We start from the raw sequence: 13,615 nt of genomic DNA, 5'->3' as shown, positions 1-13,615 counted from the left end.
CGGGCGCTGCATGCAACCCATTGACTGGCGCGGCCCGCTTCCCACTCAATCCCCCACGGCAGCGGGCCGCGCCACCCCCATGCGACACCTATGAGGAGAGGGCATGGCCCCGGGTACGAACGACAAGCAGCCCGCCGAGCCGAAGGACGACGAGCGGGTCACCGCCCTGCGCCGCTTCGCCGCCGCGGGGCGGAACTGGCGGCGGGCTCAACTCGCGGGTTCCGCAGTGCTGTTGGCCATCGCGCTGACCGGTGGAGCGATCGCCTTCGGGGCGTCCGGGAACGGCGGTACGCCGATGGCCGCGTCGAGTGCCGTGTCACCGGCGCTGCTCGCGAGCGGGGATCTCGACACCAGCATCGCCTCCCTCCAGGCCCATCTCCGCACCCAGCCGAAGGACTCCGACAGCTGGGCCACCCTGGGCCTCGCCTATGTCGAGCAGGCGCGTACCAAGGGCGATCCGTCCCGCTACCCGCAGGCCGAGAAGGCCCTCGAGCGCGCGCTCCGGATCACCCCGGACAACGACCAGGCGCTGGCCGGCCAGGCCGCGCTGGCCGCCGCCCGGCACCAGTTCGCCCCGGCGCTCACCTACGCGGACCGGGCCCTCGAGCAGAACCCGTACAACGCCGGTGCCCTGTCCTCCCGTATCGACGCCCTGGTCGAACTCGGCCGCTACGCCGACGCGGCGAAGGCGGCCGACCTGGCCGACCGACGCAAGCCGGGCGTACCGGTGTTCACCCGGTACGCGTATGTGCGGGAGCTGCGGGGTGACGTGCGGACGGCCCGGCAGGTGCTGCAGCAGGCGCTGTCCACGGCCACCTCGAAGGGCGACATCGCCTACGTGGCCGCGCAGCTCGGCCTGCTCGCCTGGAACCAGGGCGACTACAAGAGCGCGCTCGACTACTACGCCCGCGCGCTGACCGCCGACGAGAACTACCTCCCCGCACTGGAGGGCCGGGCCCGCGCCCAGGCGGCGAGCGGCGACCGGGCCGCCGCCATCAAGGGCATGGAGCTGGTCGTCTCCCGCTATCCACTGCCCCAACCGCTCGTGGAGCTCGGCGAGTTGTACGAGGACCGGAACGCCAAGGGCGACAGGGCGAAGGCCGAGGACCAGTACGCGCTCGTCGAGGCCTGGATCGCGCTGGCCCGTGCCAACGGCGTCAACGCCGACCTCGACACCGCGCTCGCCGCCGCCGACCACGGCAACAAGGCCGAGGCACTGAAGGCCGCCCGCGCCGAGTGGGCCCGCCGCCACACCGTGCACACGGCGGACGCGCTGGCCTGGGCGCTGCACGTCAACGGCAAGGACAAGGAAGCGCTGCCGTACGCCCGTCGGGCCACCGCCACCGGCTACCGCAACGCCTCCTTCAGCTACCACCTGGGCATGATCGAGATGGCAGACGGCGACAAGGCGGCCGGCCGGGCGGCCCTCACCAAGGCCCTCACGCTCAACCCCGGCTTCTCCCCGCTGGGCGCCCGTACGGCCCGCAAGGCGCTGGAGGCCTCGAGGTGAACCTCCGCCGCGTCGCCGCCCTCTTCGTCATGGCCGGCGGTCTCGCACTCCTGCCGGCCACGGCCGCGAGCGCCCACCCGCTCGGGAACTTCACCGTCAACAAGTACGACGGTCTCGTCGCCGCCCCCGGACAGCTCCGCGTCGACCATGTCGAGGACCTGGCCGAGATCCCGGCGACCCAGGCCAAGCCCGACCTGAAGCGGCTGGGCACGGCCAGGTGGGCCGAGCAGCGCTGCACGACCGCGGCCGAGGGCAGCACACTCACCGTCGACGGCAGGGCGACCGCGCTCACCGTCGGGACCAGCCACGCCGAACTGCGGCCCGGCCAGGCCGGTCTGAACACCCTCCGCGTGGAGTGCCGGTTCACCGCGCCCCTCCCCAAGGGCAGCACGGCCTCCCTCTCCTTCCACAGCGCGGGCACCGACACCGGTCCCGGCTGGCGGGAGATCACGGCGCGCGGCGACCGGATGACGCTGACGAGGACGGACGTACCGAAGACGTCCGTCTCCCACGAACTCACCAGCTATCCCAAGGACCTGCTCTCCTCCCCGGCGGACATCACGACCGCCGCCGTGCGCGTACGGCCGGGCGGGCCGGCCCTCGCCGAGGAACGGCAGGACGCACCGGGCGCCGCGATCCTCCCCCGGGGCGTCGACCACTGGACCCAGGCCCTGACCGACCTGGTCGCCCGCAACCACCTCACCGTCGGGTTCGCGGCGCTCGCGCTGTTCATCGCGATCGGCCTCGGCGCGATGCACGCGCTGGCGCCGGGCCACGGCAAGACCCTGATGGCGGCGACGGCGGCGGCCCGCGGCGGCCGCGCTCGCCTGCGCGACGTCCTCCCGCTGGCCGCGTCGGTCACGGTCACCCACACGCTGGGCGTGGTGGCCCTGGGTGTCCTGGTCACAGCGGGCTCGGCGGCCACCCCGTCGGTGATCGCCTGGCTCGGCATCGCGAGCGGCCTCATGGTCCTGGCGGCGGGCGCGAACCTGACCCGCCGAGCCTGGCGGAACAGGGCCCACGAGCAGGCGCACGGCCACGGCCATCACCATGAGCACGACCACGCGCATGAACACGAGCACGCGCACGCCGCAGCCGAGAAGCGAGAGCTCGCCCTGGCCGGAGCCCACGGGCAGGGCCACGTACACGCCCGCGCGCACGACGACGGCGACGGTCCCGCCCACGCACATGAGCGGGGCCACGCACACGACCACGAACACGGTCACGCGCACCCGCACGACCACGAACACGAACACGGTCAGGCGCACACCCACGACCACGACCACCGCCACGCCGACGGTCACAGCCACGGTCACGACGCCGGGTCACATGGGTTCACCGCCACGACGGCTGAGGCGGACGGCCGGTCCGCGCCCCGCACAGCCCGTCCGGCGCTCGAGGACGCGGCCGTTCAGGCCGAAGCGGGGCCCGGGGGCGCAGGCCCCGAGAGCGGTCACACCGCCGTGCCGCACAGCCACGGCGGGTTCACCCATACCCACGACACGGCCCCCACCCTCCGCGGCACCCTCCTCCTCGGGTTCGCCGGGGGCATGGTCCCCAGCCCCTCCGCCGTGGTCGTGCTCGTCGGCGCCGCCGCCCTCGGACAGGCCTGGTTCGGGCTGCTTCTCGTCGTCGCCTACGGCATCGGTCTCGCACTGACGCTGACCGCCGCCGGGTTCGCCGTCGTCAAGTTGGGTACGGGAATGACCCGGATGCTCGACAAACGCCCTCGGTGGACCACCCACCCCATGGCCACACTGGTCCGCAGGACCACCCCGCTCGCCTCGGCGCTCGTGGTCGTGGCCCTGGGCGCCGGACTGGTGCTCAAGGGCGCCGCATCCGCACTGCTCTGAGTTACTTTTGTGATGAATCAGCGCGAGCTGCCGTGGGGAGCACCCGTGACCGAAGAGCCGGGCCGTGAGCGAGTGATCGCGGGCCGCTACAGACTGTTGTCCCCGCTCGGCGAGGGTGGCATGGGCACCGTGTGGCGGGCCCGGGACGAGGTGCTGGGCCGCGAGGTCGCCGTCAAGGAGGTACGGGCGCCGGCCGGGCTGCCCGGCCCCGACGTCGAGCGGATGTACGCCCGTCTGGAGCGCGAGGCCTGGGCCGCGGCCCGGGTCGCGAACCGCAATGTGGTGACGGTGTACGACGTGGCGATGGAGGGCGGACGGCCCTGGATCGTCATGGAGCTGATCCGCGGGGTGTCCCTCGCCGACGTACTGGACACCGAGGGCCCGATGTCCCCGCAGCGGGCCGCCGGTATCGGCGCCGAGGTGCTGTCCGCGCTGCGGGCCGCGCATGCCGCCGGGGTGCTGCACCGCGATGTGAAGCCGGGCAACGTGCTGCTGTCGAACGACGGACGGGTGGTGCTCACCGACTTCGGGATCGCCACCGTCGAGGGCAGCTCGGCGCTGACCATGACCGGCGAGGTGATCGGTTCACCCGAGTTCCTCGCCCCGGAACGGGCGTTGGGGCGCGCGTTCGGCCCCGAGTCGGACCTCTGGTCGCTCGGTGTGCTGCTGTACGCGGCGGTGGAGGGCACCTCCCCGTTCCGGCTGGACACCCCGCTGAACACGTTGCGTGCCGTGGTGGACGAGGAACTGCCGCCCGCGCACCGGGCGGGGCCGCTCGCGCCCGTCATCGAGGGGCTGCTCCGCAAGGACCCGGCCGACCGGCTGTCGGCCGAACAGGCCGAACACGACCTGCGGCTGGTCGCGGCGGGCGGTACCCCCTCGTTCGGGGGCACGCCCGGCACCGCCGCCACCGTGCCGGTCCCGGGGCGGTACGACGCCCCGACCCGCGTCGCCCACCAGCAGCAACCGCCCTCCCCCACACCGCCGTTGCCCACCCCCACGGACACCCGGCCGCCCGCGTCCGACCGCGACGGCAACCGCAGGGCCGGTACCGTGCTGGTCATCGGGCTGGTGCTGGTCGTCCTCGCGCTGAGCGGGCTGACGTACGCCCTTCTCCACCATGACGACGGCGATGGCGGCGACAACAACGCCGGCCCCAGTCAGTCGGCCAGCAACCTCAGCTCCCCAGCGCCCAGCCGGAGCAGCAAGGAGGAGTCCAAGTCCCCGTCGCCGTCCGCGAGCAGCAGCACGGCCGCACAGAGTGTGAAGGTCAGCGTGGCCGGATCCCGCACCGACTACTCGGGGAGCTGTCCGCCGTCGACCGCACAGGCCCCCGCCTTCACGGCGACGTTCACGGTCGGGAGGGCACCCGCGGAGGTGCAGTACCGCTGGGTGCTGAAGAACGGCTCGCTCGACGACCAGGGGTGGAAGACGCTGTCCTTCCCGGACGGCGGCGGGAAGACCCGGCAGACCGGGGTGACCGTGACGACCTGGTCCGACAGCGGGACGCTGAACGACGCGATCGCCGTCGAGGTACGCAGTCCGGTGACGACCACGTCCAACTCGGTGCCGTTCTCGGTGACCTGCACCAAAACGACGGAGACCCCGACCGGCGGGGCCTCCTCTTCGCCTTCGCCTTCAAGCTCGTCCTGAGTGCCGGCAAGCGCGTACCGAGGACCGGAGGTCTCGCGTCGGGACCGAGGACCGGAGGTCTCGCGTCGGCACTGAGGACCGAAGGTCACGCGTTGCTGGTCAGGACCGGCAGATAGCCGCCCGAGTGGCCGGCCGCGGTGGGGTGGTACGACTCGCCGATGTCCAGCCAGTTGACGCTGTGCAGCCAGGAGCTGCTGGAGCAGATCTCGTGGCCGGTGAACGTGGTGCGGATGTCGCCGAAGACGAAGCCGTGGTCGGCGGCGCGCTTGGCGATCGCGGCGTCGATGTAGTCGGCGGCGTTGTTGATGGCGGAGCGCTTGGCCGCGGAGAGGCCGAGGCAGGTGGTGCCCAGCTTGTAGAAGCGGGGGTAACCGAGGACGACGACCCTGGCGTTGGGGGCCTTGGCGCTGATCGCGTTGTACACGCTGTCGAGCTTGCCGGGGAGGGTGGAGTCGACGTAGGCCTCAGCGGTGCTGATCCGGGACAGGCAGGTGCTGTCGGAGCTGAGCACACAGGTCGTCATGACGTCGGCGAAGCCCGCGTCGTTGCCGCCGATGGTGATCGAGACCAGGGCGGTCGAGGAGCTGAGGGTGCCCAGCTGACCGGAGAGCACGTCGCCCGTGGTGGCGCCCGAACAGGCCAGGAACGAGAACGAGGACGGGCTGTGGGCGGCGTTCCACAGGTACGGATAGGCGTTCGTGCTGCGGTCGCAACTGCCGCTTGAGCTGATGTAGCTGCCGGCGCCGACACCGGACGAGTACGAGTCGCCGAGCGCCACGTAGCCGCCGGTCGCGGCCTGGGCTTCGGTTGCGGCCCCGGCGAGAGCGAGGCCGGAGGCGAGGAGGAGTGAAGCCACGTATGCCGTAATTCGGGAACGTCTCATGGAACCTCCCTTTAGCAGGATCTCTGCCACAACTGTCGTACCAACTACGCGTGTTGACGGGAAGTGTCCATGCCAAAACTTTTCGGGCCCCCAACCGGCCCTCGCCGGAACGATCCTGTGGTTGACGATGTGCTTACATGCTCATGACAAGCCAGTCAGGACAGAACAAGCTCCTGAAGCTCGTGTCGTAATCGATCAGCGATAGGGACCCGAAACGAGCGACTTGTTCCCTGGAGGCAACCCGTGTCTCCGGGGAACGGTCAGGTCCGGAGACCCGCTTGACGCCCCCGGTTTTCCTGCGCGACATTGAAGTCCGGCATCCGACGCCTTGGGGGGCAAAGTCGGCCATGCAGACCATACGGCTCAAGACACCATCGCCGGACGGCGACGAACGGGCACGGCCAGGACCGGGGAGGGACCTGGGACCGCTGCTCGCGGGCGCCGCGACCGCCGTCGCCGGGACCGGCGCACTGCTCGCGCTGACCGATTCGGGCTCGTCCCTGCGCGGCCCGTTCACGCTGCTCTTCCTGATCGCCGCGCCTGCCGGGGCGATCGGTCTGGCGCTGCGCGGGCTCGATCCGTTCGCCCGGGCGCTCACCGCACTGGCGGGCGCCGTCGCCCTGGACATGCTGATCGCACAGGGCATGCTCGCCACGCACCGCTGGTCCTGGCGCGGCGGAGTCGTCGCCGTGACAGCTATCAGCGTTCTCCCGCTTCTGCTGGTACGACTGCGACCGGTGGAACGAATTCTCAAACGGACGTCCCGACGGACCGGGAAAATCCGTTCGAGTTGAGGAACGAGGTCGGCCAAATTTACGTAACGGCCAAACCAACAAAAACGTGAGGCGCACTTCCAGGCCTTGCCATACTGGTTCAATCATCAATACCGTCGTACATCTCACCCGCATCGGATCATCATCAAGCGGCACCAGGGGAGGGCTCAAGGACCGCGATGTTCCGGAGCGGGGCGCGGTAGGGGGGTGCCGTGCTCGGTGACCGCAATGACCACTGTCATTTCGAGTGTGACCACTGTTGTTTCCGAGTCGTGCCGCGCGACCGGCTGCCGTTTTCCGGCAGACCGGTTAGCTTTACCAGCTCACCTGCGGATACGGAGAGCCGTTTTCCGTGCCACGGGTGATAACCCCCCTTTCGAACCGGACACGGAAGCGGGCCGCCCAGGGGCGGGTGGTCCACCGGACGAGAGGGACAAGACTCATGAGTTCTGTTCTGCGCCAGCCTGCCTCGGACCAAGATCCGTTACTGGCTGCCGAATACCGACCGATCTCCTCGCACCTGGCGATCACACCGCCGGTGAGCGTGGTGATCCCCGCCATGAATGAGGCGGAGAATCTCCCCTACGTCTTCAAGACACTTCCCGGCTGGATACACGAAGTGGTCCTTGTGGACGGCAATTCCACCGACAACACCGTGGAAGTCGCGCGAGAGTTGTGGCCCGATGTGAAAGTCGTCGAACAGAGTGGCAAGGGCAAGGGGGATGCCCTGATCACCGGGTTCGAGGCGTGCACCGGCGACATCATCGTCATGGTGGACGCGGACGGCTCGGCCGACGGCCACGAGATCGTGTCGTACGTCTCCGCCCTGGTCTCCGGCGCCGACTTCGCCAAGGGCTCGCGCTTCGCCAACGGCGGCGGCACGGACGACATGACCTTCATCCGCAAGCTCGGCAACTGGGCGCTGTGCACGATCGTCAACCGCAAGTTCGGCGCCCGCTACACCGACCTCTGCTACGGATACAACGCCTTCTGGCGGCACTGCCTCGACAAGATCGACCTCGACTGCACCGGCTTCGAGATCGAGACCCTGATCAACGTCCGGGTGGTCAAGGCGGGCCTGAAGGTACAGGAGATACCCAGCTACGAGTACCTGCGCATCCACGGCACCAGTAATCTGCGCGCCGTGCGGGACGGGTTCCGGGTCCTCAAGGTGATCCTCGGGGAGCGCTCCAACCGGCGTGCGCTGCGCCGGCAGGTCCGGCACTCCCCGATGCTCAGCACGGGCCAGGGAGAGTCGTCTTGAGCGATCCCGACATCTCCGTCGTGATCTGCGTGTACACCGAGGACCGCTGGGAGGACATCCTCGCGGCGGTCTCCTCGGTGCGCGCCCAGTCGTATCCGGCGCTGGAGACCCTGCTGGTCGTCGACCACAACCCGGCGCTCCTGGAACGGCTCACGGAGGAGTACAAGCAGGCCACGGACGTCCGGGTGCTCGCCAACGCGGGCCCCCGCGGCCTGTCCGCGGGCCGCAACACCGGTATCGCCTGCTCCTACGGCGAGGTGATCGCCTTCCTCGACGACGACGCCGTGGCCGAACGGGACTGGCTGCGCCGCTTCGCCGAGGGGTACGCCGACCCGCAGGTGATGGCGGTCGGCGGCCGGACCATGCCCGTCTGGGCCTCGGGCCGCCGACCGGACTGGTTCCCCGAGGAGTTCGACTGGGTGGTCGGCTGCACCTACCGGGGACTGCCGGCGGGCCGGGTCCGGGTCCGCAACGTCCTCGGCGGAAACGCTTCTTTCCGGCGTACCGCGTTCGACGCGGCGGGCGGCTTCGCCACCGGCATCGGACGGGACGGCGACAAGCGCCCGCTGGGCTGCGAGGAGACCGAGTTGTGCATCCGGCTCACCCGGGCCCGCCCGGACGCCGTGCTGCTCATCGACGACCGCGCGGTGATCCACCACCGGGTGCCGCGGGCTCGTGAGCACTTCGGCTACTTCCGCACCCGCGCCTACGCCGAGGGCCTGTCCAAGGCGCTGGTCGCCCGGAGTGTGGGCGCCGGCAAGGGACTCGAGTCCGAACGCCGGTACACCACACGTGTGCTGCCCGCGGGGGTCGCTCGTGGCCTGCGGGACGCACTCCTGGCCCGGCCGGGTGGCGCCGGCCGGGCCGGTGCGATCGTCACCGGGGTACTGACGGCGGCGGGCGGCTACGTGGTGGGAAGCCTGCGGGCACGGCGGGGCGGGGCGACCTTCACCGTCGCCGAGATCGAGGAGCATCTCATGGCCGAGGCGGAGGGGGGACCTCATGGCTGAGACACCGGTGCCGATCCTCATGTACCACTCGGTCGCGACCGCGCCGAACGAGGCCACCCGCGCGCTGTCGGTGGCACCGGAGGCGTTCGCCGAGCAGATGGCACTCATCGGCGACCTGGGCCTGACCCCCGTCGACACAGCCGGCCTGGCCGCAGGGTGGCGCGCCGGCGGCCCGCTCCCCGACCGGCCCGTCCTGATCACCTTCGACGACGGCTACGAGGGCGTGCACCGGCACGCCCTCCCCGTCCTCGCCAAGCACGGTTTCGCGTCCACCCTGTTCGTCTCGACGGGCTGGATCCGGGGCGCGTACGACACCGGAGGCGGCCTGGACGCCATGCTCGACTGGGACCAGGTACGCGAACTCGCGGACGCCGGCTGCGAGATCGGCGGGCACAGCCACACCCATCCGCAGCTCGACCAGCTGGCCGACGACCGGCTGCGCGAGGAACTGGTGCGGTGCCGGGAGATCGTCGCCGAGCAACTGGGCACCGAGCCGGCCTCGTTCGCCTACCCGTACGGCTACTCCAGCCGCCGGGTTCGGCAGGCCGTGCGGGACACCGGGTACGCCCAGGCGCTCGCCGTCGAGAACGGCCTCGCCCGCCGCCGACAGGGTCCGTACGCGCTGCGCCGCGTCACCGTACGCCGCAGCACGGACGCCGCGGAGTTCGCACAGCTGCTCGAAGGCCGTGCGATCGCCCGCAACTTCGCCAAGGACCGTGCCCTCACCAAGGGGTACGCCGTTCTCCGCAGAGCCCGCCAGCTCCGCCGGAAGGCCATCCGTTCCCGTGTCTGACACGACGACCACCACAACCGAGGCCGCGACCAACGACACCGCGGCGCCCGAGCAGTCGGGGCGCCGTCTTCGGCTGCCCGGCAGAGGCAGCTCCTCCGGCGGCAGCCCGCTCTTCCGGAACGCCTACGCGCTGATGCTCAACACCGGCATCTCCGCCGTGCTGGGCCTGGGCTTCTGGCTGGCCGCGGCCCGCTACTACTCCGAGTCGGCGGTCGGCCAGGGCTCCGCCGCGATCGCCGCGATGAAACTCCTGGCGGGCCTGACCGCGGTGACCCTGACCGGTGCCCTGGCCCGCTTCATCCCGGTGGCGGGCAAGGCCACCGGACGGCTCATCTTCCGTACCTACGCAGGCAGTTCGCTGATCGTGGCGCTGGCCGCCGGGGTCTTCCTGATGACCCTCGGGATGTGGGGGCCGTCGTACCGCTTCCTGCACGGGCCGCTGCCCGGACTGGGGTTCGTCGTCGCGGTCGTCGCCTGGAACCTGCTCACGCTCCAGGACGGCGTGCTGACCGGGCTGCGCAACGCGCCCTGGGTGCCGGTGGGCAACACCGTGTTCTCGGCGGTCAAGCTGGGCCTGCTGGTCGCCTTCTCGGTGGCCGTCCCGCTGGCCGGTGTGTTCGTGTCCTGGGTCGCGGCGATCGCCACCTCGGTGGTGCCGCTGGGCTGGCTGGTGTTCCGGCGCCTGGTGCCCCGGCACGTCAAGGCGACCGAGGAACACGCCAGGCCGCCCACTCTGAAGGAGATCGGCAGGTTCCTGGCCGGCGACTACACCGGTTCGCTGTTCTCCCTCGCCGTGGTCTACCTGGTCCCGGTGATCATCGCCTCGCAGGTCAGCTCCGAGGACAACGCGTACTTCTACATCACCACCACCATCGGCGGCACCACCAACCTGCTCGCCATCAACATGGGCGCCTCGCTCACCGTCGAGGGCTCGCACGACCCGGCCCGGCTGGCCGCCAACACCCGGGCCGCGCTGAAGCGGATGGCCCGGATCATGATCCCCATCTGCTCGCTGCTGTTCTTCGGGGCGCCCTGGATCCTCGGTGTGTTCGGCGCGGGCTACGCGGACGCGGCGACCCCGCTGCTGCGCTGGTTCGCGGCCGGCGCGCTGCTCAGGGTCGTGATGGAGACCTACTTCGCGGTACTGCGCGCTCAGAGCCGCACCGCCGGACTGGCCTGGCTGCAGGGCCTGTTGTGCGTGCTGGTGCTCGGGCTGACCCTGCTGCTGCTGCCCCGGATGGGGCTGACCGGCGCGGGCGTGGCCGAGATCTCCAGCCTCGCGGTGATCGTGACGATCGCCGCGCCCAGGCTGTGGCGGACGCTCCGGGCATCTCCGGCCGACGTCCCGGAGGACGCGGCACCGGACGGGGACCTCGCCGACCTGGGGGCGCTCCCCCACGCTCGGCTTCGCTCGCGCGGGGGGACCCCCATGATCCCCACCACCGCGGCACCGCGCAGGCGGGGCCCGGCCTGGGCACTGGACACCGACACCCTCGCCCTCGGCATCCATGTGGACTTCGACCATGTGGAGCGCCGCCCGGACGTCCGTCCGGGTCCGGGAACCCCGCCCTCGGGCACGTCCGTCGTCCTGCCGGACGACCGGCCGACCTGGGCGCTGCGGCCACCGCGGAACCTGGGGCTGCCGGTGGAGACGGGCATCCACCCGGTCGAGCGAAGCCGGGACTGGGGGAGGGAGCCGGGCTCGGAGGCCTCGCTCGGGCCGGCCGAGTCCTCGCCGCCGAAGGAGGCGGAGGTCGACGCGCCGTTCGGGGAGGCGGTCGTACCGGCGGAGCAGGAAGAGGTGCCGGCCGAACCTCCGGCGGAGACCGCGCTGTCGCTGCGGGAGCGGCTGATCCCGACCCGCCAGGGAGTCGTCCTCGGCTGCCTTCTGGTCGCCGCCCTCCTGCTCTACTGGGTACCGGCCGCCCGGCTCGACGACGCCGACCTGGACCGGATGGGCGGGCTCGGGCTGATCTCGGTGCTGCCGCTGCCGACGCTGGTCGGGGCTGCCCTGCTGGTCACGGTGTTCGCCGCACTGCTGTGGCTGCGCCGCGAGCACAAGGCGCTGCTCCTGGTCACCCTGCTGGCCACGGTCGTGTCGCTGCACGCGCTGCCCGCCGTGATCGAGACGCAGCCGCGGTTCCCGACCGCCTGGCAGCACCTCGGGTTCATCGACTACATCGACCGTACCGGGTCGGCCGTCCCCGACCTGGACGCCCGCTGGAGCTGGCCGGGCTTCTTCGCGGCGGCGGCCTTCATCGGCCGGGCCTGCGGGGTCACGGATTTCACCGAGGTCATCCGCTGGTGGCCGACGTTCGTCCAACTCGCCTATCTGGCACCGATGTTTTTGCTCGTACGGTCGCTGCGGGCGAGCTGGCGGGCGAAGTGGACCGGCATCTGGATCTTCGTGCTGTGCGGCTGGGTCGGCCAGGACTACTTCTCCCCGCAGGGCTTCACGTACCTCCTCTATCTGATGTTCGTGGCGATCCTGCTCGTCTGGTTCCGTGCCCCGCATGTCGTCTGGACGAGGTTCCGCCCGGGCGAGGCCGAGGTCGAGCCGACCGACCGCCGCCAACAGGCGGTCATGCTCATGGTGCTGATCGGCCTGTACGCGGCGACCGTCCCGGCACACCAGCTGACCCCGTTCGTGATGCTGGGCGTGCTGGCGGCCCTGGTCCTGGTCGGCAGGTCCGAACTGCGCGGCCTGCCCATCCTGTTCGGGGTGGTCGCGGCTGTCTGGCTGGGCTTCATGGCCGAGCCGTACTGGTCGGGTCACTTCAACGACCTGTTCGGCGGGGTCGGCGGGGTCGGCAGCAATGTCTCGACCTCGGTCTCCGGCCGTATCCAGGGCGGCAGTTCGACCCACAAGCTGGTCCTGTACGTCCGGGTCCTGCTGGCCGGCAGCATGATGGTCCTCGCCGTCTGGGGCTGGTGGCGCCGCCGCTTCCACAAGTACCGCGAGCGGTCCCTGCTGGTCCTGACCTTCGTGCCGTTCCTGGGCTTCGGCATGCAGTCGTACGGCGGCGAGATGGCCCTGCGGGTCTTCATGTTCGCTCTGCCGGGCGCGGCCCTGCTGGCGGCTCTCGCCCTGTTCCCGCGCACCGGCGCCACGGCGAAGGAGCGCGAGAAGGACCGGGTCAGCCTGGCGCCGGTGGCCGCGCTGATGGCAGGTCTGCTGCTCATGGGCGGCTTTCTGGTGGCCCGTTGGGGCAACGAGTCCTTCGAGCGGGTCCGGCCCGGCGAGGTCGCCGCGATGGACTATGTCTACGCCCATGACAAGCCGACCGTACGGCTGCTGTGGCTGAGCAACGACACGGTCAACGACGTGACCCCGGCGATTCCGTGGGGGGCGAAGGACATGGAGCGGGTCGACTACGTGCCGACACTGGCGCCGGCCGACCCGGTGCTGGTGTCGGGCCTGGTCAAGGCGTTGAAGGAGGCCGGCCCGAACTCGTATCTGATGATCAACAGGAGTCAGGTCGTCTATCTCCAGATGGACGCCGGATACTCGGCGACCTGGGAGAGCCGGCTGATCCAGAACCTGGACGACCGGCAGGATCTGACGAAGGCCCTGGTCAACGATGACGTGACCATGTACACGCTGCGCACGCGGCCCGCGGGTGCGGTGGAGGAACCTGATCCGGGGCCGATCGGGCCGCGGATCACCTGGACGCCGTGGTCGGTGGTCGGCGGTCTCGCCGCCGTGGCCCTGATCCTGCTGCTGACGGCTCGCGAGGTGGTCCGGGTGGCGGTCCGGCCCGGGGTACGTCAGCTGCGGTTGCTGCAGGGCAGCTTCTGGTTCTCGCTGCCCCTGCTCGCGATGGTGCTGGCATCGCTGGTGCAGCGGTTCCTGACGCTCAAGTAGGAGGGACGAAG

The 13,615-nt window shown here is 70.8% G+C and carries 9 protein-coding genes; 8 read left to right on the top strand and 1 reads right to left on the bottom strand.

Features of this window, described 5'->3' with window-relative positions:
- The first annotated feature begins 103 nt into the window (after positions 1-103).
- From ACZ4N4_RS32000 to ACZ4N4_RS31990, 3 genes are read left to right on the top strand one after another with little or no spacing between them, the layout of a single operon-like run.
- Positions 104-1,510 carry a tetratricopeptide repeat protein gene (locus tag ACZ4N4_RS32000; RefSeq protein WP_467595342.1) on the top strand — a complete coding sequence of 469 codons (1,407 nt, stop codon included), beginning with the start codon at positions 104-106 and terminating at the stop codon, positions 1,508-1,510.
- Between the two features lie 29 nt (positions 1,511-1,539).
- Positions 1,540-3,363, top strand: a complete 1,824-nt coding sequence (locus ACZ4N4_RS31995; protein WP_467595819.1) for a sulfite exporter TauE/SafE family protein — start codon at positions 1,540-1,542, stop codon at positions 3,361-3,363.
- 45 nt (positions 3,364-3,408) lie between these two features.
- Positions 3,409-5,016, top strand: a complete 1,608-nt coding sequence (locus ACZ4N4_RS31990; RefSeq protein ID WP_467595340.1) for a serine/threonine-protein kinase — start codon at positions 3,409-3,411, stop codon at positions 5,014-5,016.
- 85 nt (positions 5,017-5,101) lie between these two features.
- Here ACZ4N4_RS31990 and ACZ4N4_RS31985 read toward each other — a convergent pair whose 3' ends face one another.
- Complete coding sequence (locus ACZ4N4_RS31985; protein ID WP_467595338.1) at positions 5,102-5,899, bottom strand: SGNH/GDSL hydrolase family protein; 798 nt, start codon at positions 5,897-5,899, stop codon at positions 5,102-5,104.
- A gap of 347 nt (positions 5,900-6,246) precedes the next feature.
- Between ACZ4N4_RS31985 and ACZ4N4_RS31980 the strand changes: the two genes are divergently transcribed.
- From ACZ4N4_RS31980 to ACZ4N4_RS31960, 5 genes are all read left to right on the top strand, one after another.
- Positions 6,247-6,693 carry a hypothetical protein gene (locus ACZ4N4_RS31980; RefSeq protein ID WP_467595335.1) on the top strand — a complete coding sequence of 149 codons (447 nt, stop codon included), beginning with the start codon at positions 6,247-6,249 and terminating at the stop codon, positions 6,691-6,693.
- 421 nt (positions 6,694-7,114) lie between these two features.
- Entirely contained in the window at positions 7,115-7,936 is an 822-nt protein-coding gene (locus tag ACZ4N4_RS31975) for a glycosyltransferase family 2 protein (RefSeq protein WP_467595332.1), read from the top strand.
- Entirely contained in the window at positions 7,933-8,946 is a 1,014-nt protein-coding gene (locus ACZ4N4_RS31970) for a glycosyltransferase family 2 protein (protein ID WP_467595330.1), read from the top strand. Before ACZ4N4_RS31975 ends, ACZ4N4_RS31970 begins: the two co-directional genes overlap by 4 nt.
- Positions 8,939-9,739, top strand: a complete 801-nt coding sequence (locus ACZ4N4_RS31965) for a polysaccharide deacetylase family protein (RefSeq protein ID WP_453574892.1) — start codon at positions 8,939-8,941, stop codon at positions 9,737-9,739. The genes ACZ4N4_RS31970 and ACZ4N4_RS31965 overlap by 8 nt, the downstream gene beginning before the upstream one ends.
- Entirely contained in the window at positions 9,732-13,604 is a 3,873-nt protein-coding gene (locus tag ACZ4N4_RS31960; protein WP_467595327.1) for a lipopolysaccharide biosynthesis protein, read from the top strand. Before ACZ4N4_RS31965 ends, ACZ4N4_RS31960 begins: the two co-directional genes overlap by 8 nt.
- The last annotated feature ends 11 nt before the right edge of the window (positions 13,605-13,615 follow it).

The organism is Streptomyces sp. NPDC026538, assembly GCF_055567535.1.
The sequence above is the reverse complement of the archived record's forward strand: the minus strand, read 5'-3'. Positions and strand labels throughout refer to the sequence as shown.